Consider the following 20,809-nt stretch of genomic DNA (forward strand, 5'->3'; position numbering starts at 1 on the left):
TAAATGGTTTATTTCCACGAACAGTTTTTACTCCGAATACTTCTTGAGCTATACAATTCTTCTCTTCCTTGTCTACTTTCCTTCCTTGTCTCCCTTGTCTTATCCCCACCCTAAAGTAAAAAACCTACACCTGTCAGGGGGGAATGAGGGGGGTTGGGAAGGGGGCTGGGGGGTTAGGTTTTTCCAATTCGTCAGCAGTATCCTGGAGCCTTCTGCCTCCTGCTATAACAAATTAAATACATAACAGCTTATAATTCCTCAGTACCCCTCCAGATGTCTCTGTCGTGATTGCAATTTATCCAGGCAGCTTCGATCCGATCACTCTAGGACACCTCGATATCATTGAGCGTAGCTGTAAGCTCTTTGAGACTGTCATTGTTGCCGTACTCCGCAACCCGAGTAAATCGCCATTGTTTACAATACAAGAGCGAGTACAACAGATTCGCGGCTGTACCCAACATCTCTCGAATGTCGAAATCGATAGCTTCACAGGTTTAACCGTGGACTATGCCAAACTAAAGAATGCTCAAGTCTTACTGCGGGGACTACGGGTGCTTTCAGACTTTGAGAAGGAACTCCAGATGGCGCATACCAATCAAACCCTCTGGGATGAAATAGAAACCGTTTTTCTCGCCACGTCTAACGAGTACAGTTTTTTAAGTAGTAGCGTAGTGAAAGAGATTGCCAAATTTGGCGGATCTGTTAACCATCTTGTTCCCCCGCAGGTTGCCCTAGATATTTGCCGATGTTACGCCCAGAGTCATCCCGCATCGAACCCAACCAACTCCCAGAACCCAACCCCCCAGAGAAACGCCTTTCCTCTGGAACCCCCGATGTAGATATCCAGCGAGAACTCACTAAGCTAGAGGAGATGCTGTTTGATAGCCCACACATCCCCTTGACCAAGTACACGTTGATTGATGAAGAAGCGTTCTTAACCCAATTGGATGTAGTGCGGGCGAGTCTACCAGAGGCGTTTGAAAAATCTCAAAAGATTGTTCAGCAAGGGGAAGATATTCTCCTACAAGCGGAAGACTATGCCCAAGAAATCCTAGAAGCCGCTGAACGACAAGCTCAACAGATTCTGGATGACATGGGGATTGTGCAACAAGCAGAACTGGAAGCCAAGCAAATTCGGCAACGGGTTCAGCAAGAGTGTGAAACGCTGCAAGAACAAACCCGGACTGACATTGAACAGATGCGCCGACAAGCCCAGCAGGAATTGGCACAACTGCGCCAACTCGCACTCGAAGAATGCGAAGACATTCAAAACGGTGCGGATGATTATGCTGATTCTGTACTCAATAGTATCGAGCAACAGCTTACTGACATGCTGAGAGTGATTCGTAATGGGCGTCAGCAACTTTACCAGGATGTACCACCCGGACAACCGCAAGATAAAGACGGGATTGGCGGATCGGGGTCTCGTTCATCCTCAGCGTCACCGAAAAAGAAGAGTGGGTAAGGGTTAAGGGTTGTCCCTGTTCCCGCCCCTGAGAACCTTGATTTAGAGGAATAAAATTATCATGGAGACTGACCAACCCGTCACCATAGATAACTTTGATTTCATGCTCACGTCCATTTTGTCCAGAAATAGTATAAAGAAACTGCTGACGCTCAGACTCTAAGCCAATAAACTGATAATTGAGTGAGTCTAAAGAGAATAAATCCTTGTATTGTGATATGATTCCCCTCAACTCGTCTTGACTAAACAAGGTTTCCTCAATATTCAAAACTCCGCTCAGCTTGTCAATATCTTGGTTTTGAATGGCATCTATATACCGTTCTACTAAACGGTTAGCGTAAACGGAATAGAGCAAAAATGGATCATCTAGCCGAATGGTTTGGTCTTGATAAACAGCAATCTGTTTACTAAGTCCACCATTGTTAGCGATGCGGTAATTAAAGCGTTGAATCGGGGTTCGATCGCCTGTTTCACCCAGTTGTTCAATACCCAGACGCTCAAAATCAGTTATCTCTTCCTCTTGAAAATAAGCCTGATAATGATTGAGTGCCGCTTGCACATTTTCAGGGGCGCGATCGCGTTCCGTCAAGTAGGGCATAAAGAAGTTAACATTTTCCTGATTAATTGCCTGAATTGTGGCAGCAATTAACACATCAGCATCTGCGGGTGTTAGGGGTTTAGCCGTTTGAGCGTCGGGAACTTGAGTTATGGTTTTTGGTGGTACTGTTTCCCCTTGACTAGACACCGTCTCGGCTTGAGAGCATCCAAAAAAGAGAACGCTGCACAGACTAATTATCAAAACGATGGACTTATTCATACTCGAATCAGGTAAACGGTTTAATGTCGCCAAATCTTCGTCGTTGGCGCAACGACTACTAATAATTCTCCATCTGGACTAAACTGAAGTCCGGGCAAACTCATGTCAGATTCAATTCGAGTATAAGAAGAAGGATTTGATTATAAGGCTATCTGTTTCTCCAGAATTTAACTTCCCCCATCCGGCTCATACTTTCGGGTAAGCTTAATAGTCAGGAGTTAACCCAAGACTGCTAGGATAAGCTCTAATTTAATTTTTTTCCAGACGTTCCACCACAACACCTCTACAACCCCTACTTCCCATTCCCAGTTAAGGATTCCCCACTCTCAACCATCAACTCGAATTTTGTCTGACGACTTAAGTTTTTCACCCAAATGGGTGACCTAAAAGCATGATGTCAGAAATGATATGACCACTTATTTTATAAGTAGTATGTTTCAACGTTAGCGTTAGCAGGATTACAAGCCTACAAAGTCAGTTGCTATATCTGAACATCTGAGCAACAACCACAGAATTAACAGGAATTACCAGGGCGTAAACCATGACAGAAATTGCCTTAAACCTACTTCAGTTACTGTTGATTCTCTTGACCTATTGTTTTCTGATCTACCAAGTCTGGCGAAAGCAAAAAAAGTTATCGAAAAAATGCGCCTCCCTGAATAATGGTATGAGGCACTGTTGTGTCAAGTACTTCAAGCAGGATGAGTCAAGGAAGATTCCCAATTTCTATAGAATCAGCAAACCCGTAGTTTTAGAATATGGTTATAATCGCGGTCGTTGTTTGATCCAGGAAGGAAAAAAACTCAAAGAAACGCTTCAATTTCATACTCAACAAACAAAAATAATCTTATTCCATGCAAAATCACCATTAGTTCAGTTACCGAATTTAATTAGATTTACCTCTAAAAATTCCGAAGATGAGAGTGTTAGCTACGCCAATTATTACTTTTTCGCCACCAATCCATTGGGGCGACCTGATAATCAAAAAACCAAACAACTCTTTGCCCAACTTGAATTTATTTTTAAGCCTGAAGGCGTCAGAGTTGTCAAGCAAAAAACCTGGATAAAAATTTTATCCTACCTCTGTGTCATTGTTGCGATTGGCAGTGTTTTCGTTGCCATTAACAGTGGTTCTCGTGCCGCGTTCCAACATGGACCAACCCTAGTTGCGACGACCAAGCAAGGTGAGGTTTTTACTGCCACCAGTCACTATCTTTATCAGTTCGATGCTCAAGGTCAAGTTCAAAATCAATACTCCCTAGAGACTTTAGGTATTAAAGATTTAACTGATCTTTATGCCCTTGATCAAAATCAATTATTAATTGCGGATTGGCAGCAAGGAAACATCCAACGATGCCAACTTGACCAAAGTCGTTGTGATCCATTACCCAGTTTTCAGCATAATTCCCCAGAGTCTCCCATGTTTAAGGGAGCATTTAAATTTGTGGTTGATGCTAAACACAACCTAATTTATGCGACAGACGCCGGATGGCATCGCTTACTGGTTTTGGATCAAGAAGGGCGAGAACTTGAAAGATTGATATGATTCAATCCCCTAGACCAGAAATTCGCTGTACTCCACAGGAAGAGCCACGCAGCGAAATACCTCTAGTGCGACTTTTTCAAGCCGAATTCGAGAGGGATATGGAGTACGAATTAAAGGGAAATGCGATCGCCTTAGAACCAGCTCACGAAGGTCGAGTTTTTCCCATCTTTGTGCAGCAAGATAACCAAGGGTTTTGGTGGGTATTGGTTGGGGATCGTAACTTTAATCGGGATGACCTGTTACGCTTTGATCCAGACTGGCAAAATCCGATTCTGGTTAATCTACCGGGTTCAGAGGATATTTCCCATATTGCTGTGGGAGCCAATCAGCTAATTTTGACCCAACCGAGTCGCTATCGTTTATTTTCAGTCTCTTTAAATGATCTCACTGTTAAGCCCTTTGGTGATGACAGATTTGAGGCGATGATGCAACAAGAACAACAGGCAAAATCCAATTTATGGTTGCTTTACCTGTTCAGTTTATTGGTTCCTCTGTTAGGATTATTCGGCTTAATTGTGTTGGTCATTTTCGATCTGCAACAACAATGGGCTGATATTATTAAGTCTTAGGCTAAAGGTAGTACATGATTAAGCGTTTGCCGTCAAGATTTAATATTTTCCCCATACCCCATACCCCACACCCCACACCCCACACCCTGTCTCTACCAAGGTGTATTGCACCCAATCGAGAAGTGCGATAAAGCTTCTGGGCTTCGTACTTAATTTTTGGCAAGAATGTGCCAGCCCCTACAAAAATCCTGTCTCCTGGCTTGTTTCCACCTCTAGCGAGATTATCCGGTTTGAGGTTTTATGTATCCTAGTTGAGGCATACTCATAATGCAAATATTACAAGATTTCACCAAAGGGCAGGCTACCCTGTAGGGGAAATAAACACGATTACACGTTCAATTACATTCTGACGAGAGATATATGACACAACCAAGCTTCGGAGTCATCGGTTTAGCTGTGATGGGAGAAAACCTAGCGCTCAATGTGGAAAGTCGCGGGTTTCCAGTGGCGGTGTATAACCGGACTAGCTCAAAAACAGAAGACTTTATGGCAAAGCGTGCCCAGGGCAAAAACGTCACCGCCGCCTATTCCCTGGAAGATTTTGTCAAAACCTTGGCACGTCCCCGCAAAATCCTGGTTATGGTTAAAGCTGGGAAACCGGTTGATATTGTCATCGATCAACTTAAACCCCTGCTCGAACCGGGCGATATGATTATCGATGGCGGGAACTCCCTCTACGAAGAAACCGAACGCCGCACCAAAGACTTAGAAGCCACAGGACTCGGTTTTGTCGGCATGGGGGTCAGTGGTGGCGAAGAAGGAGCGCTCAAGGGTCCTAGCTTGATGCCGGGAGGCACGGATACGGCGTATCAAGAGTTAGAACCGATTTTGACCAAAATTGCGGCTCAGGTGGATGATGGACCTTGTGTCACCTATATTGGTCCTGGGGGTGCAGGTCATTATGTGAAAATGGTGCATAACGGGATTGAGTATGGCGATATGCAGCTCATTGCCGAAGCTTATGATTTGCTCAAACATGGCTTAGGATTGGATCACAAGCAGCTTCATCAGGTGTTTTCCGAATGGAATACGACCGATGAGCTAAATTCCTTTTTAATTGAAATTACGGCGGATATCTTCAAGTACATTGACCCGGATACGAATCAGCCGTTGGTTGATTTGATTCTGGATTCTGCCGGACAAAAGGGAACCGGACGCTGGACGGTGGTTAGTTCTTTGGAATTGGGTGTACCGATTCCCACCATGTACGCGGCGGTGAATGCGCGGGTGATTTCGTCCTATAAACAGGAACGAGTCGCGGCAGCGAAGGAGCTAATCGGGACGACGGGTAAATATGAGGGAGATAGCCAAGCGTTTATCAATAAAGTCCGTGACGCGCTTTATTGCTCAAAAATGTGTTCCTATGCTCAAGGCATGGCATTGTTGGGTAAGGCTTCGGAGGAGTTTAATTACAACCTGAATTTGGCAGAAACCGCCCGGATTTGGAAAGGGGGTTGTATTATTCGGGCAGGATTCCTGGATAAGATTAAAAATGCCTTCAATGAGAATCCAAAATTGCCGAATTTATTATTAGCGCCAGAGTTTAAGCAAACGATTCTGGATCGCCAAGATGCATGGCGGGACGTGCTGGTGGTTTCCAATCAGTTGGGAATCCCAGTTCCAGCGTTTAGTGCGTCGTTGGATTACTTCGATAGCTATCGGCGCGATCGCTTACCGCAAAACTTGACCCAGGCACAGCGCGATTACTTTGGCGCTCATACTTATGAGCGAACTGACAAGGAAGGGGTTTTCCATACCGAATGGGCGCAGTCATAGAGATATGATCCGCGTCGGTTAAAACTGACAGCTTGCACCATTTTTAGTCAGCGCCGACAGCCGCCCGGAGCCCGGAGTTCAAACTCCGGGCTAATAGCTTAAGTCCATTAAAATGGACTACTCCCTTCCCCCAATATAATTAGGGCTTGCTGCACAAGATTGACTTTGCGATGAATTTGAACGAGATAGGTAGGGGTATCACTACCCCTACACTCATCTCAGAAGACACTTATTCTTTAGCCGCCCTTACGGATTGACTCGCTCTCCAGGTTGCCGTCCACCTTCATCGTTGCTACCACCACGGGGTGCGGAGTTACCAGGGTCACCACCTTCTGCACCATTGCCAATCCCTTGGTTGAAGTTGCGGTTCATATTACCCTGCTCTTGGTCATCGTCGTCATCATCATCGTCATCATCGCCCATGTCGTCATCGTCAACTTCTAAGTCATCATCGATGTCAGTGTCAGTATCATCAAAATCGTTGTCACCATCAGCCGGGAAAGTTGCATTATTATTGACACCGGCAGTATTGTCAGCTTCAAGCTCAGCATCATCTGCAACATCACCAAGTTCATCTTGAGAAAGTTGTCGCAGACCCACTAAACCTGGGAAACAACGACTTTGTGGACCAACTAACTTATAGCCAGCAACGACTGAGCCACTACCGGAACCCGATCCAGCACCAGCACCAGCACCAGCACCAGCGCCTGCACCAGCACCTGCACCTGCACCACTACCAGAACCAGCACCTACGCCCGAACCTGAGCCACTACCAGAACCAGCACCTGCGCCCGAACCTGAGCCACTACCAGACCCAGCACCAGCGCCAGCACCAGCACCAGCGCCACTACCAGAACCTGCACCAGCACCTACGCCCGAACCTGAGCCACTGCCGGAACCTGCACCAGCACCAGCGCCGCTACCAGAACCTGCACCAGCACCAGCGCCGCTACCGGAACCTGCACCAACACCTACGCCCGAACCTGAGCCACTACCGGAACCAGCACCTGCACCTGAGCCGCTACCGGAACCAGCACCTGCACCGCTACCAGAACCAAAACTACTACCGCCACCTGTTGTAACCAAGTAGTATCGATCGCCACCTCGCGCGTGATACTTAACTTTTACCTTCGAGCGGAACTGATACTGGCTGCTGCTGTTGAAACGAGCTGATTGAGAAATTTGGTAGTTGGTCTGAGTACTACTTGCTCCGCCGTTGAAGGCTACGTAGTTAGTGTTAAACGTGTTCGCACTCGCGCCAGCACCTGCACCAGCACCAGCGCCAGCACCAGCGCCAGCACCTGCCCTTGCCCTTGCCGATAACCTCGTACCTGCCGAACCACTGCCATTGACAATCACGGTATCACCACCGCTAAGGGTGTAGTTTATAACTGTGCTACCGCCACTTTCAACCAAATTGATTGTGGTGTCACCGAAAACGATATCTGTATCGAATGAAAGTGGGGAACTCGCACAAACACCGCAAACCAAATTCACATTGTCATCATCGCTGGGATTAGAGTAGGTATACCCACTTTCAATGTCATTCTCAACATTAAAGCTACTCACTCCAGCCGCAGCGTAGAAATTAAAGCGACCCCGACTCTCTCCCTCTAGTTTATTCTCACCCTGTTCAAACGTGAACTTAACTTTATCTTTGTCGCTATCACTAAAGCTGCTAAATGCTACACCGTCTGTACCAAAGATAGAAGCGTAGCCAGCCACAGCCCCTTCATCTTTGCCCTCAATTTTGAACTTGTCTAAATCAAGGCTAGTATCAATAATTCCTTCTTGCTCTATCTTATTGATATCATCAATGGTGATATCAACAAAGCCGAGTTCTCCCTTAAATTTGAACTTTTCACCGGAAGCGCCTTCGGTTTCAATTTCAAACTTCTTGTTGGCTTCACCGACGAAACGAAGGCTATCACTGTCTACACCTGCTAAGGTGTAACTTCCGCCAGCTAAGTCTTCCCCTTCAAACTTGAATTTGAGTTTTTCTAGCAGCGAGACTTCAGGAATTGTAACAGTACTCGAATCACCCAAAATATAGCTAGATGGGAGATTAATCAGCCCACTATTTAAGTCAGCCTCAAAGTCACCAATTTGTAAATCACCGAAGGTTGCTTCAAACTCAGACTGAGACTGCTGAGATAACGTCGCCTCTACGTTCGGCAAGAAAACCAGTGGTGCATCACCCATAACCGCAGGACTCACCAGGGTTCCTGGCAAATCGGAGAAGGTTTGGTCAAAGGAACTCAGCTCAAAGTTGAGGACTGTATCAACCTGATTATAAGGAACGATCACCCCTTGACTGGTATAGGCTATTCCTGTGAGTGTACCTTGAAGAACGCCTGTGTCTCCGGCGTCTGGTGTACCACTGGTATTAACGTCATCAAAACTAGCAGCGCTGGGTTCAAAGTGGGCGGTTGTGGTATTCCCATTGGTGCTTTCGATGCTCAGTTCCTGAATCCCTACATCAAATAGGGTGACATTCCCGCTTGTAGCGTTCATCCCTGGAACGAAAAAGGCGGCTTGACCTCCAATGGAACCGCCGGTCACTTCAATACCGTTAGTTGTGGTTTGGCTCGTCGTTGTCGCGGTTTGAGCGTCAGCCCCTGGTGCGATGACCACTGCTAAACCGCCAACTATCCCTAAACCAACCATGTAGCGTAGTGATTTGAGAATCATCTTGTTAGACTCCATCTGTAAATGAACGAAAGGAACCGAGATATGTGGTTGACTCCGAGATCTAACCCAACAGTTGGCTAGTTATGATTTAATCCTGAGCAGAGTCAGATCGCGAAGTATTTATCCAGAAGAGGGGATAAAGTACCCCAAGACTGGTTTGGCACTGATGTCCACAGGCTAAGAGGATGCAGATTCTTGGTCATTTGGTTAGCCTGTCTGAAGTTCAAGACGTGCCTTGATCAGGAGGGTTCCGTCAAAAAAGCAACTTTACAAGAACTTCATAACAACTTCAAAAACAGAATTTTAGCGCTGTTGGGAAGTATTTAAGTGTGAGAGTTTTGAATTGACTCACAACGTCATGAGTGTGAGCATTTTTCTAGAAGTGTTAGGGAGCAATATGCTCACACGACCTTGTAACAGTCGCACGATTGGGATGCACCCTATCCCATTCACAGTATTCCAGCGACTGCCCCAACCTTAGATTTCGGCTTAGAACGTAAAGGTTGTACGAATTGCTCCTATGGTAATCGTGTCATTGTCATCGTTATGCAGAGGATTGAAGATCACAATCACTCCAGGCGTGATGCTGATATTGTCTGCCACTTGCCAACGATAGAACACTTCCAAGTGAGTTGTTGTATCCGGTTGACCTCCCTCATCGAATGCATTGGGAATGCCATCGGTGGTGAAGAAACCTGGAACGTTCCTAGCTATACCACTATCATCGGTAATATCACTATCTGTGATTTTTGGCGGCTGACCGACGTAAATAGCACCTAAATTCCCTTCACCAAATAAGTCAGGGAAATTCAGGAATGCCATCCAGTTAAACGTTTGCGCGTCTCCTGAACCGTCTTCAAAATCCGAATCGGTATAACCTGCCCAACCGCCAACGGTAAGTTTGGGGATGACACGCCATTCTAAACCTGCACCAAAGGCGTTGGTATTAATTGGTGCTCGCAGGAATCCATTATTTACTTGCTGTAAAGCAACACGGTCATCCCCAACGCCAGTACCTAAAAAACCATTGGGTGAATAGGAATTGATGTACTGAAGGGATATATCCAGGGTATCTAAGGGTGAGACAACTAACTGTGCCCCAGCCGTGGTTGTCGTTTGATCTCCACCAAAAATTCCCCCATTTTCTGGCTCATCTGAAAGACTGGACGAGTAAACCCCTTGCAAACTTAGGCGAGTTGCAATTTGCCAGTCGAAGCCAATACCACCACTGCCATTGCCGATACTAATGACCGGGTTGCGCTGGGCGAAGCGAGAGAGGGGACCCGAACCTGCACTTTCAATGCGGTTAACGCCTCGGAAGACGTTGACTGGGTTAACCCCTTCTGGTCCAACGATTAAGGCAAAACTACTGCCAAAGAGTTGACGATAGTTGAGGTCAGTCAGTCGTAAATCGTTATCGTTGTCTCCTTCATATCCCAGACCAACAAAGTTACCCAAGGGGTCTCTAGTCGCAGGACTGGTGGTGCTACCATTCCCAGCTTGGAAGCTGGTGAGTAAAAGACTACGGGGACTCAATTGGGTGAACAGACTCAATTGGACATTGTTAATCACATTGACATTGGTGTCATCATCGGAAATGTCATTGCCAGCGAGTACAAACTCATCACCACTACGCCCCTGAACCCCAAAAATCGCCTGCCCAAAGATTTTAGTCGTTGTCGAAAACTGATTATCCTCCAAAAGGGCGGTTCGACCTTCTAGGTTATCCACCCGTGCCCCTAGAGTAGCGATTTCTGCCTCAAACTCCAGCACCAACCGCTGCAGAGTCTCTAAATCTCCGGTGGGAAACTCGGAACGCCCTGCAATTAATCGCTCAATTTGCTGCATACAAGCATTCAACCCAGCAGCAAATTCATACCGAGTCATCGCCCGATTCCCCCGAAATGTGCCATCCGGATATCCGGCAATACAACCATACCGTTCCACCAGACTCCGTAGTGCTTCATACGCCCAGTCTCCGGGAGAAACATCTCTTAATTGAGACACACTGGTCACTTGACCCATCGGGTCAGATTCCTCTACCGCTTCTAGGGGATCAACGAACAGCGGATCAGCTACAGGGGGATCACTGCTGTCTTCTACTTCTGGTAAGGCTTGGGCTAAGTCTTGAACTTGGGTGTCCCCAAAGGTGTCTTCGGACTCGATTAGGGAATCCATTGACGTGATCATTCCAACTTCACTGGTGGCAGATACCGCTAGTTCACTGGTGATCTCTGCTTCAGTTATTGGGGTAGCTGTCTCAACCGGAGAATTCACCAGTCCCGTTTCAGTTGACAGAAACAGTCCTGGGTCTACTCCTGACGTTTCAGTCAGCCGAGCCAAATCTGTCGGCTGTTGCTCTGAAGATTCAACAGGCGTTGCTTGCGCGGCAGAGAAGCTGGTCACCCAGCAACCTAAGGTAGCAAATATCAAGGCTGAAGACGCCGTTTTTCCCAAACGTCCATAAGTCGTCATGGTTTTATAACTCCTCAAAAAAACCACACTCGCCCTCGATTCTAGCCATAAATAAGAGACAACTGTCAATTAGCTCTTTTTTCCTTAATCAAAGCTAAGTTTCCTTTTGGAGAAAGAGAAAAGGGTACGGGGAACAGGAAACGGGGAACAGGAAACAGAAACAAGGAATTGAGGACTTTGACAATTCTTAACCTAGTTAACAAAATTTATGTTCAGGTAATTAAGGGCGGGTTTTACCGATCGCCTTCCCTCGATGTCCGATAACTTGACTGGCGAGAGTTTTTCTAGAGGAGCAGGACTATCTGTAAGGGTAAGATCTGTCTGTGTACCTCACTTACTGGAAAAGCGCTGTAAGCTGAGGAGTCGTCATATATCTATACAAAGACAGAGAGTCCTGATTTTCCTTAACCCCTTTTTAACCTGAAAGACTCCAACCCAAGTCCCCTCAACTGGCACTCCTGTCCCTTCCCGCCTTGAATTACGGGGTTTCTCGATAGACTATCGATGAAAAATAATTATTAACTTAAGTAGGGTTGAGTTGCCGATTGGCTCAGGATTTCTAATCTAACGATCCCCGATCCCCGGAAAATTGTCATAGTTACTTGTCATTTCGTAAACTTATGCCAACCAAATCTCAGGAATAACGCTAAGATCGAATTCATTTAGTTGAGGAATGCAAGGAATGGGTGAAGCAAAACGTCGTAAAACTGCACTTGGAGACAAGTACGGTCAAGAGGCGAGACTCTTCCCCTGGCTCCCAATTAGTAAAAGTCAGGGTGAGCAGTTCGTCAAACTGACGACTAAGGGCGCTTGGATTGGCATCGGCTTACTCGTAGTCTGGTGGCTAACTGTGCGCTTTGTTGGACCGACATTCGGTTGGTGGCAAATCAATTAGCCAATTCCCACCGATGGACTAGGCGGCAATGGTATCCGATTGAGTATTGCCATTGTGACTGCTGATACAAATCATTAGGAATTTGTATCAGATAACTTGAGGATTGCCCCCAATGACTTGAGCTACCTAGAGAGCAACTCGTCTGAAGTGGGCTAGAATCGTGGAGCCAGATCATCAAGCTGGAATTGCTCAGATCCCTAACTCTGTTAGTCAATTTGAGGAATCAGCCGAAGACAAGGCTTGCTCATATTTTGCACTGACCCCTCCCAAAATAGAGTCTTAAATCCTTAAGAAAGTATAAAATCTAATATTCGTAGGAAAGGTGTTTGGAGGATTAACGTGTTCATAAGACTTGCAGAGCAACATCGTCAATTTGTACGAGATTTAGTCATGAATCTTCAGGCTTTGGCGATCGTGCTAGAAAACCGAGGCTACTTGGCATCATGCTATACCTGCGGCAATCAAATGAATAGTGCCTCATTCATGGTTAGTCTGGGCGATAGTCACCTGATTCGTTTTTTGGTCTCCGATTACGGGATCACTTGGACGGAAATGCGCGACGATCGCGAACTGATGAAACTAGAAGGCGCTGAAGCGATTAGCCAACTTCAGGACTTAGCGGATCTGGTCAAATACCAAATTCAACCGTCTGCTGAGGTTCGTTATACTTCTCCAGCGCGATCGCCAATTCACTCTGAGCGCGAATCGATTGAAGTGATTGGTTAAAAGTCAGAGTGTTTGGAACATCACCGTTTCCTTGTCTTAAGGCAAGACTTCAGGTAACGCGAGGCGAGAGGTTAATGAGATGGTGAAAATTAAGCCCTCTTGCCTCTGGCGTTTACCGATGCCAAGTTGAAATACTATACCTCAATCTTCGGCAAAAATGTAACGATGTAATTCACTCTTGTCAGGTTCTGGACTGGTTTGAGCAAACTGTACCGCGTCATTGAGAACCTCTTGAATGCGTTTGTCGATCGCCTTGAGTTCTTCTTCGTCGGCGAGATTTTGCTCAGTCAGGTAGGTGACTAGCCTTTTAATCGGATCGCGAATTAGCCAAAAATCCTTCTCTTCTGAAGTCCGCAGTTCATCCGGATCAGCCAGGGAGTGACCTCGGAAGCGGTAGGTAAGGGCTTCAATTAAGGTCGGACCTTCACCCGCCCGCGCCCGGGCGACGGCTTCTTGGGCGACGGAGTGTACTGCCAGAACATCCATCCCATCCACTTCAATTCCCGGCATGCCAAAAACACTGGCTTTTTTGTAAATTTCTGGCTGGGAGGTTGCTCGTTCGTGCGCCATGCCAATTGCCCATTTGTTATTTTCCACAACATAAATAATCGGCAATTTCCATAAGGCTGCCATGTTTAAGCATTCAAAAAACTGACCGTTATTGCAGGCACCATCGCCAAAAAAGCAGGCTGTCACCTGATCAGCATTCGGATCACCTAAGGCGTCACGATGATATTTTGACGTAAATGCCGCTCCTGTAGCAACAGGAATCCCCTCCGCGACAAAGGCAAACCCCCCCAAAAGATGATGGGGTTCTGAAAATATATGCATCGAACCCCCGCGTCCTTTAGAGCATCCAGTGGCTTTGCCAAATAACTCCGCCATCACCTCCCGTGCGGGAACACCTGCGCTCAAAGCATGGACATGATCGCGATAGGTGCTGCATACGTAATCATAATCCCGGCGCATTGCCCGAATCACCCCCGTTGAAACAGCTTCTTGACCGTTATAGAGGTGGACAAAGCCAAACATCTTGCCCCGGTAATACATCTCAGCGCACTTGTCCTCAAACAAGCGCCCTAAAACCATATCTTCGTAAAGCAGTAATCCTTCGTCTCTGGTGATTTGACCGTCTTGAACTTGAAACTTGGGTAACGTCCGTTCCTGAACCATGGCGAATCGAGTATCCTTGCAGCAATTACTATACTGTTATTTTGTGATCAAAACTCAACGTATTCGCGGGAGTCCTCACCCTCAACTCTCGTAGGGTGAGGAGGGATAGCGGGATGCCGGAAGAATGGAGGCATCCATCTTTTTCCCTCTTACGCTACACATAAACCGTTATTTCTCCTGATTAACTCGACTTTACTAGGAGCAAATTGCCCGATACGTTTCCATGTGTAGTCGCAAACGGAAACCTTCTGAGCCTTTTTGGTATCGGTGAATCCGCTGACGTAGCCAATGTATGACTTCCCAGCTTTCTCTGCTCTAACCAAATCACCAATCCTAAGACCAAACGGGGTAATCGTTCCACCCTTACGCTTCCTGACCCCCAACTTATCCGGTACTTCAAAGTGTAATTGACGGCGGAAAAACCCATACTCTTTCCCCCGCTTCACCGCACCGGGGCGGGTGATAATTTTAAACGGGGAGGGGGTCACGTTAACGCTACCCTTGTGGGTGTAACCGTATGAGTTAGAACCAGTAAACGGGACATATTTGATGAAATACCCGCAAGCCAGTGTCACCCCATCAACCGCGTGAGTTTCCGGTTTGGCTATGGACTTGTTAGCCTTATCCTTCTCTAACCCTAGTTGGGTTCGGAGTTGGGATGTACCGTTCCCATCCTTTTGCCAACCGTGCCGGACATAGACAGGGGTGATACCCTGAGCGTTCGACTGAGCGCTCACGCCGAAGTCTTGTCGAAGGGCAATTTTTTCCATCTGGGATATTGCCCAATCCTGACCAACCATCACTGGGGAAAATCCCTTCCCCGACTTGGCACGTTTGCGTTGGGTTTGATCTACATCGGCTTTAACCCGCTCATAACCAATTGCCGTCACCGGAAATATCGCAGCCAATTCCATAACTGTCCGCAACTCCAACTGCCGGGAGGCTTTAATGGATGGGGGTATTTTGTGACCTTTGCGATTATCGAACCTGCATTGGCGGTGGTTACGTTGCTTGAATGGAACGTCTCGGTTGATCCGCCGCCCTCGCCGTCCCCGTCGCAACATGGCGCGGGTTTCCATCCGTTTTTTGACCCGCCCAAACGGGAGGATCAGGTGCAGTTGTAGCAGGGTACATTTAGCGGACTGAACCCCGACACCGGAATAAGACTTACCCGGATCAACTCCAACGGTAATGGGTTGCACCTCCTCAGCCGATGGTGATGTGATGAGTTGGACATAATAGACGCCCAGATCTGACCATTTCCCCACTGCTTTACCTTCTTTGACCCACCGTCTAGCCCTGGAGGGTTTGGTGGGCATCAGTGGCTTTCCTTCTTTACTGATTACTGGGACACGATTCATAGAGATAATCCATTCGTGTAAATGTTTACGTCTCTTAAGGCATTGATAGGGGTGTGTCCTGGACTTAGAGGGTGTCTAGAGATTCCTAGACCTACATCTAATCCGAACTAGAGAAACGTTCGGAAGTGGTTATCCCCTACCAACTCATGCCCTATTCATGACTTCCTGGCAGGTTCCCTCTGCCAATCCCCGTCCTCACGAAGTAGGGCGGGGTTCATGAAAGCTATTTTTCAGTTAGGATAGGCAGTATTGCTAGAATGACTACTATGTTGGGGATGCTATAGGTTACTATACATGAATTCAGTTGTTGCAGCGCTGGGGAAGTGAACCGTGCGAATTCCGCTCGATTACTACCGAATATTAGGATTGCCGATCCAGGCGACACCAGAACAGCTTCAAGTCGCCTATCGCGATCGCACTCTCCAACTTCCGCGTCGGGAATATTCGGAAGTGGCGATCGCGTCTCGCAAGGAGTTGCTGGATGAGGCGTATGCGGTTCTCTCTGACCCGGAACAGCGCTCAATTTATGATGCCAGCTTTCTGGAGAAAACCTACAACCCAGAATCTAGCCCTTCTTTACCCCTGGAATCAACGGCGACGGATGAAACAACCGCTACGGAGGCGATTGATCCCAATAACCCCAGCTTAGACATCAGCAAGGAACAATTTGTTGGCGCTTTGCTGATTCTGCAAGAACTTGGAGAATATGAACTCGTCTTGCAGTTGGGACAGCCGTATTTGCATAGTCGTGACAGCATCAGTTTGGATAAAGGTCACTTAGGTGACCCGCAACTGGTGCGACCCGATATTTTCCTGACCTTGGCGCTGGCGTGTTTGGAACTGGGGCGGGAACAATGGCAGCAAAGTCGGTACGAAAATGCCGCTTTGTCCCTAGAAACGGGTCAAGAATTACTTCTGAGTGAAGGTTTATTTCCTACGGTGCGGGGCGAAATTCAAGCGGATCTCTATAAGCTGCGTCCCTACCGGATTCTGGAATTGCTGGCATTACCCGATGAACAGATTGCCGAACGGCGTAAGGGTTTACAACTGTTGCAAGATATGCTACAGGAGCGCCAAGGGATTGACGGCAACGGGGATGACCAGTCGGGGCTGAGTATTGATGACTTTTTGCGGTTTATTCAGCAGCTACGGGGTTACTTAACGGCGGCTCAACAACAAACCCTGTTTGAAGCAGAAGCCCGCCGCCCTTCAGCCGTCGCCACCTATCTGGCGGTTTATGCCTTGATTGCGAGAGGATTTGCCCAGCGTCAACCGGCTTTAATTGCCCGGGCGAAACAAATGCTGATGCGTTTGGGGCGGCGTCAGGATGTGCATTTAGAACAAGCCGTCTGTGCGCTGCTGTTGGGTCAAACGGAAGAAGCCAGTCACGCTTTAGAACTGAGCCATGAATACGAACCGTTAGCCTTTATTCGGGAACAGTCTCAAGGCGCTCCGGATTTGTTACCGGGATTATGTCTGTATGGAGAACGCTGGCTGCAAAATTCCGTATTTCCCCATTTCCGCGACTTGGCAGAACAAACCGCCTCGCTGAAAGACTATTTTGCCGATGAGCAGGTACAAGCCTATTTAGAGCAGCTTCCGGAATCGACGCCAACGGCTAATAATGAATGGTCAGTGACGGCTCAGAAAAAAGCCTACACGACAACAGGCGCATCCGCAGGTCGGAGTAATGGTCATTCGAGCGATCGCGAACCAGCCGTTGTGGGTTCATATAGCAGCAGAGAGCGCGATCGGGCAGCTCAGACGGCGAGTTTGGCAGGGGGGAGCGATCGCGCTTCGGTATCTGGTGTCTCAACGTTACCCGCAAGCCAACGGGTGGCTTCAGCAACGAGTCGGGTGGCAGAACCTACAACTCAAGCCATTAATTCTTCTGGGGATTCACCAACAAACACGGCTGTCAAATCACCAGACTCAGGGCGTCAACCAAAAACCCGCTCACAAGCAGATGCGGCGGGTCGAGTTCGGACGACACCGACATCGGTTACTGGCTCCTCTGAACCCGGACATCTAGATCAGTCAGCTCCAGGACGCCTGCAACGACTACCGGAACGCCGCAAGGGGGCTAAAAACCGACGCTCTATCTTGCTGGTTATTGCTGGAGTCGTGGGTATCGGATTAATCGGGTGGTTGTTAATCGCTTGGATACAAAACCTCCGCCAAAGTTCCTCTGCGCCAGCATTAGAGGGTGAACAGCCCATGGTGGAATTGGCTCAACCTCCGATTCCGATTCCCGAAGCCGATAGTCAGTTAATCGCACCCGGAGGTCCGCTGACCCAAGATACCGCCCAGCAAGTGATTCAAACCTGGCTTTCGACGAAATCGCAAGTGTTCGGACCCGATTATCAAATTGATCGATTGGATCAAATTCTAGTTGATCCAGTTTTGTCGGTTTGGCAGCGGCGGGCGCAAGCGAATCAGCAACGGAACATTTATGCCCAGTATAATCACCAGGTTAAAGTAACATCCGTGCAAACGAATCCGGCTAATCCTGAGCAAGCGAGGGTAGAAGCAGCGGTTAAAGAACAAGCCCGTTTCTATCAAAATGGTGAAATTAATCAGGCACTTTCATACGATGAGAACTTGCGGGTTCAGTATGAGTTGGTGCGTCAGGACGGTCAATGGTTTATTAAAGATATGGCGGTAAGGTAGGTTATTCGTCATTTGTCATTCGTCATTTGTACTAGATCCCCGACTTCTTCAAGAAGTCGGGGATCTCATTAAAGGTGATTAGAAGCTAAAGGTTGTGCGAATTGTGCCTACCCAAATATCATCATTTCCATCATCGTGATTGGGATTTAAAATCACATAAACTCCTGGTGTAAACAAGATATTATCGGTAATCGGATACTGATACTGTGCCTCGATCAAGAAAGAGGTATCATCATCATCGTCACCACCATCAACATCCGTAAGTTTCGGTGGTATACCTGCGGCAACTGAAAAAGCAGCCCCTTCTTTCCCTAGGTCAAGGAATGACACATTTGCTGCCCAAGTCCACAATTCAGCATTATCCCCTTCTCGGTCATCCGCTTCAGCTTCTGCGTTTATGTAGCCACCCCAACCCGCAAGGTTAATCTTGGGAGCAACCCGCCAGCTACCTTGAATGCCAAAGCGCAAAGCAGAGGTCGCAACTTCACCAAACGGTCTTTTTGCCCGTGGACTACCTGTGCTACCTGATAAGTTGACATCTTCACCGGGATAGTAGGAATAGCCAAAGGCAAACCCTAGATCTAATTTTTCTCCCAGTGCTAGATTCAACTGAGACATGGCAGTAAAGTCTCCATCAAACACCCCATCCTTATCGAGTGGACTGTTACTTTCACCCGTCAAATACCCTAAATCTAAACTCAGGGAATCGCTAAGCTGAATATTGGCACCTACGCCTTGTTCAGCATTATTCCGGAAGACAAAAGGATTGCGGCGATTGAACCGATTTAAAGCACCTGTGCCACTACTTTCAAGAATAGGGTTGTGAATTTCTGCGATGTCATTGAAATCAAAGCCATTAGCACCAACAAAAAGCCGGATTTTATCGCCCAGAGGGAAACGGTAATATAAGTCATTGACTGCAACATCATTATCAGAAGCCGCTTCAAACCCTTGACGAGCCATTTCTGTTCCTGTCGCTTCATCAAACTCAGGCGTATTTCCAGCTTGTAAGCGAACTCTTAAGCGATCTTCTCCCATGAAGCTGGTATCAAAGTTTAAACGAGTCCGATGACTGAAGGTAAGATTGTCATCCACATCTTCATCGCTATCCGCTTTTTCATCTCCAAAGGCACTCGCCAGGTTAAAAATAACTTCCCCTTTCAGTTTGGTGGTAGTAGAGAACTGATTGTCTTCTAAGAACGCCACACGCCCTTCTAGGTTATCCACTCGTGCGCCTAAAGTTGCCAATTCGGCTTCAAATTCCTGAATTAACCGCCGCAGGGTTTCTAACTCAGTTTCATCAAAACCACCCGTGCCAATCAAACGTTCAATTTGGTTTAAACAGGCATTTAAACCCGCCGCAAATTCGTAACGAGTTAAAGCGCGATTACCGCGATAGGTGCCATCTGGATACCCAGCAATACAGCCATAGCGTTCCACTAAGCTTCGCAGCGCTTCATACGCCCAATCCCCCGGAGACACATCTCGCAGTTGACCGACACTGGTTACTTGGTCGAGGGATTCGACTCCATTTTCACCACTGTAGCGTTGGATTTGTTCTAAGAGTTCCCGATTAGAATCAGCAGTAGTATCGGTCGGACTTAAGGCTGGACTAACATCAGAAGCGATTTGAATAGAATCAATTTCTACTGACGTTTCAGACAACTGACGATTCAGTTCTACTGTAGATTCGCTGGTGCTTACTCTTTGGTCAGAAATCTCTGCATAAGCATTGCTAGCAACAAATAGAGAGAGTCCGAGTAGGGCGGGACTGAGTTGTAGTGTCTTCCACACAAGAGTTGATTTCATTGATACACCTTCCTCACACCGAAATAACGGTTAACGGGAAAACTATACAACACCATTGCAGCTATTAACAATAATTAAGTAGGGTGGGCAATGCCCACCAGCCTTAATTCAGTACCATTCCACCTACAATGCTTATTAGTTTATTTTTATCTAAAACTGGCGTTAGCGCTAATCATAATTATGCCTCATCATCAGAAGTTTTTTTCTCAAACCCTAGCCAGAATAGCAAAGCATCTTCGACTTGCCCTAACTGCTCTGAGTTTAATTCACCCAGTTTTCTCAGTAGCTTAACATGAAGAATTGTGATAATGCTCTGGACATCGAAGACTCCTGGTTTCAGGAATCTGGCTTTGATATTTACCTCAAAACGGGAACCTCTTGGACTTGTAGTGTGAGGCACTAGAGTAACTAGCGCACGATCTTGGTTGAGAGTAGGTATACTGACTAATAAGCATGGTCTAACTTTTGCCACATAGCCCAGATCGACAAGCCAGACTTCGCCACGATCAGGACTACTCATAATCGGCTTCTTGTTGGTCTAGTGTCAAGAACAACTCTTCAGCATTGAATACAAAATCTTCATCTGTCAATGGTGGAAAGTCAAAATGGACAAGCCGCTTCAAGATTTCTACGGCAATCTCAAGCTGCTCTGAATCAGGCAACTGATCAAAGGTCTGAAGAATCTTTTTAGTTGATGCAGTCATGAGCTTTAATCCAGCATATATTTAGACGTTAGCATAGGCAATTACTTAAGCGATCGCGTGATTGATTAATAAAGATGAAAATTAATCGGGGTACAGCATTGCTGTACCCCTACACCTGATGATTAAATTGTC

Annotated in this window: 15 protein-coding genes; 8 read left to right on the forward strand and 7 right to left on the reverse strand. The window is 47.0% G+C overall.

The features are described from left to right. Positions 1-284 precede the first annotated feature (284 nt). The 5 genes from coaD (at position 285) to gndA (ending at position 6,173) form a co-directional block, all read left to right on the forward strand. Positions 285-839, forward strand: a complete 555-nt coding sequence (gene coaD, locus RIG66_RS15205) for a pantetheine-phosphate adenylyltransferase (protein ID WP_006102623.1) — start codon at positions 285-287, stop codon at positions 837-839. After that, the gene (locus tag RIG66_RS15210) at positions 746-1,465 is read left to right on the forward strand and encodes an ATP synthase F0 subunit B (protein ID WP_446376898.1); all 720 of its coding nucleotides are present in this window, start codon (positions 746-748) and stop codon (positions 1,463-1,465) included. The genes coaD and RIG66_RS15210 overlap by 94 nt, the downstream gene beginning before the upstream one ends. Positions 1,466-2,823: 1,358 nt before the next feature. Further along, positions 2,824-3,828, forward strand: coding sequence for a hypothetical protein (locus RIG66_RS15215; RefSeq protein ID WP_446379378.1), 1,005 nt, complete (start codon positions 2,824-2,826; stop codon positions 3,826-3,828). Next, a complete protein-coding gene (locus RIG66_RS15220) occupies positions 3,825-4,397 on the forward strand; it encodes a hypothetical protein (RefSeq protein WP_446379380.1) in 573 nt (190 codons plus the stop codon). Before RIG66_RS15215 ends, RIG66_RS15220 begins: the two co-directional genes overlap by 4 nt. Before the next feature lie 360 nt (positions 4,398-4,757). After that, the gene (gene gndA, locus RIG66_RS15225) at positions 4,758-6,173 is read left to right on the forward strand and encodes an NADP-dependent phosphogluconate dehydrogenase (protein WP_446379382.1); all 1,416 of its coding nucleotides are present in this window, start codon (positions 4,758-4,760) and stop codon (positions 6,171-6,173) included. A gap of 246 nt (positions 6,174-6,419) precedes the next feature. Here the strand turns inward: gndA and RIG66_RS15230 are convergent, their stop codons facing one another. Together RIG66_RS15230 and RIG66_RS15235 are read right to left on the reverse strand one after the other, a co-directional pair. Next, the gene (locus RIG66_RS15230) at positions 6,420-8,864 is read right to left on the reverse strand and encodes a hypothetical protein (RefSeq protein ID WP_446379384.1); all 2,445 of its coding nucleotides are present in this window, start codon (positions 8,862-8,864) and stop codon (positions 6,420-6,422) included. A gap of 489 nt (positions 8,865-9,353) precedes the next feature. Then, positions 9,354-11,339, reverse strand: a complete 1,986-nt coding sequence (locus RIG66_RS15235; protein WP_446379386.1) for an iron uptake porin — start codon at positions 11,337-11,339, stop codon at positions 9,354-9,356. 682 nt (positions 11,340-12,021) lie between these two features. Between RIG66_RS15235 and RIG66_RS15240 the strand changes: the two genes are divergently transcribed. Next, positions 12,022-12,234 carry a DUF2839 domain-containing protein gene (locus RIG66_RS15240; RefSeq protein WP_006102710.1) on the forward strand — a complete coding sequence of 71 codons (213 nt, stop codon included), beginning with the start codon at positions 12,022-12,024 and terminating at the stop codon, positions 12,232-12,234. A 339-nt stretch (positions 12,235-12,573) separates the two neighbouring features. After that, complete coding sequence (locus tag RIG66_RS15245) at positions 12,574-12,960, forward strand: DUF1815 family protein (protein ID WP_446379388.1); 387 nt, start codon at positions 12,574-12,576, stop codon at positions 12,958-12,960. Positions 12,961-13,101: 141 nt separating this feature from the next. Here RIG66_RS15245 and pdhA read toward each other — a convergent pair whose 3' ends face one another. Then, complete coding sequence (pdhA, locus tag RIG66_RS15250; protein WP_446379390.1) at positions 13,102-14,133, reverse strand: pyruvate dehydrogenase (acetyl-transferring) E1 component subunit alpha; 1,032 nt, start codon at positions 14,131-14,133, stop codon at positions 13,102-13,104. A 149-nt stretch (positions 14,134-14,282) separates the two neighbouring features. Beyond that, positions 14,283-15,494 (reverse strand): RRXRR domain-containing protein, encoded by a 1,212-nt coding sequence (locus RIG66_RS15255; protein WP_446379392.1) that lies wholly within the window; start codon positions 15,492-15,494, stop codon positions 14,283-14,285. 330 nt (positions 15,495-15,824) lie between these two features. On the opposite strand from RIG66_RS15255, the gene RIG66_RS15260 reads away from it, so the two are divergent. After that, positions 15,825-18,164: an IMS domain-containing protein gene (locus tag RIG66_RS15260; RefSeq protein WP_446379394.1), complete on the forward strand. Its 2,340-nt coding sequence runs from the start codon at positions 15,825-15,827 to the stop codon at positions 18,162-18,164. A gap of 78 nt (positions 18,165-18,242) precedes the next feature. Here the strand turns inward: RIG66_RS15260 and RIG66_RS15265 are convergent, their stop codons facing one another. From RIG66_RS15265 to RIG66_RS15275, 3 genes are all read right to left on the reverse strand, one after another. Next, positions 18,243-19,973 carry an iron uptake porin gene (locus RIG66_RS15265; RefSeq protein WP_446379396.1) on the reverse strand — a complete coding sequence of 577 codons (1,731 nt, stop codon included), beginning with the start codon at positions 19,971-19,973 and terminating at the stop codon, positions 18,243-18,245. A 178-nt stretch (positions 19,974-20,151) separates the two neighbouring features. Then, a complete protein-coding gene (locus RIG66_RS15270) occupies positions 20,152-20,493 on the reverse strand; it encodes a type II toxin-antitoxin system PemK/MazF family toxin (RefSeq protein ID WP_446379398.1) in 342 nt (113 codons plus the stop codon). Beyond that, positions 20,486-20,677 (reverse strand): hypothetical protein, encoded by a 192-nt coding sequence (locus RIG66_RS15275; protein WP_446379400.1) that lies wholly within the window; start codon positions 20,675-20,677, stop codon positions 20,486-20,488. Before RIG66_RS15275 ends, RIG66_RS15270 begins: the two co-directional genes overlap by 8 nt. Positions 20,678-20,809 lie beyond the last annotated feature (132 nt).

The organism is Coleofasciculus sp. E2-BRE-01 (assembly GCF_040221695.1).
Taxonomy (GTDB): domain Bacteria; phylum Cyanobacteriota; class Cyanobacteriia; order Cyanobacteriales; family Coleofasciculaceae; genus Coleofasciculus.

Bases quoted from the DNA above. Each gene is read 5' to 3' on its own strand.
- RIG66_RS15210 (WP_446376898.1), top strand. From the start codon at position 746: ATGTTACGCCCAGAGTCATCCCGCATCGAACCCAACCAACTCCCAGAA.
- RIG66_RS15215 (WP_446379378.1), top strand. From the start codon at position 2,824: ATGACAGAAATTGCCTTAAACCTACTTCAGTTACTGTTGATTCTCTTG.
- RIG66_RS15220 (WP_446379380.1), top strand. From the start codon at position 3,825: ATGATTCAATCCCCTAGACCAGAAATTCGCTGTACTCCACAGGAAGAG.
- gndA (WP_446379382.1), top strand. From the start codon at position 4,758: ATGACACAACCAAGCTTCGGAGTCATCGGTTTAGCTGTGATGGGAGAA.
- RIG66_RS15230 (WP_446379384.1), bottom strand. From the start codon at position 8,864: ATGATTCTCAAATCACTACGCTACATGGTTGGTTTAGGGATAGTTGGC.
- RIG66_RS15235 (WP_446379386.1), bottom strand. From the start codon at position 11,339: ATGACGACTTATGGACGTTTGGGAAAAACGGCGTCTTCAGCCTTGATA.
- RIG66_RS15240 (WP_006102710.1), top strand. From the start codon at position 12,022: ATGGGTGAAGCAAAACGTCGTAAAACTGCACTTGGAGACAAGTACGGT.
- pdhA (WP_446379390.1), bottom strand. From the start codon at position 14,133: ATGGTTCAGGAACGGACGTTACCCAAGTTTCAAGTTCAAGACGGTCAA.
- RIG66_RS15255 (WP_446379392.1), bottom strand. From the start codon at position 15,494: ATGAATCGTGTCCCAGTAATCAGTAAAGAAGGAAAGCCACTGATGCCC.
- RIG66_RS15265 (WP_446379396.1), bottom strand. From the start codon at position 19,973: ATGAAATCAACTCTTGTGTGGAAGACACTACAACTCAGTCCCGCCCTA.
- RIG66_RS15270 (WP_446379398.1), bottom strand. From the start codon at position 20,493: ATGAGTAGTCCTGATCGTGGCGAAGTCTGGCTTGTCGATCTGGGCTAT.
- RIG66_RS15275 (WP_446379400.1), bottom strand. From the start codon at position 20,677: ATGACTGCATCAACTAAAAAGATTCTTCAGACCTTTGATCAGTTGCCT.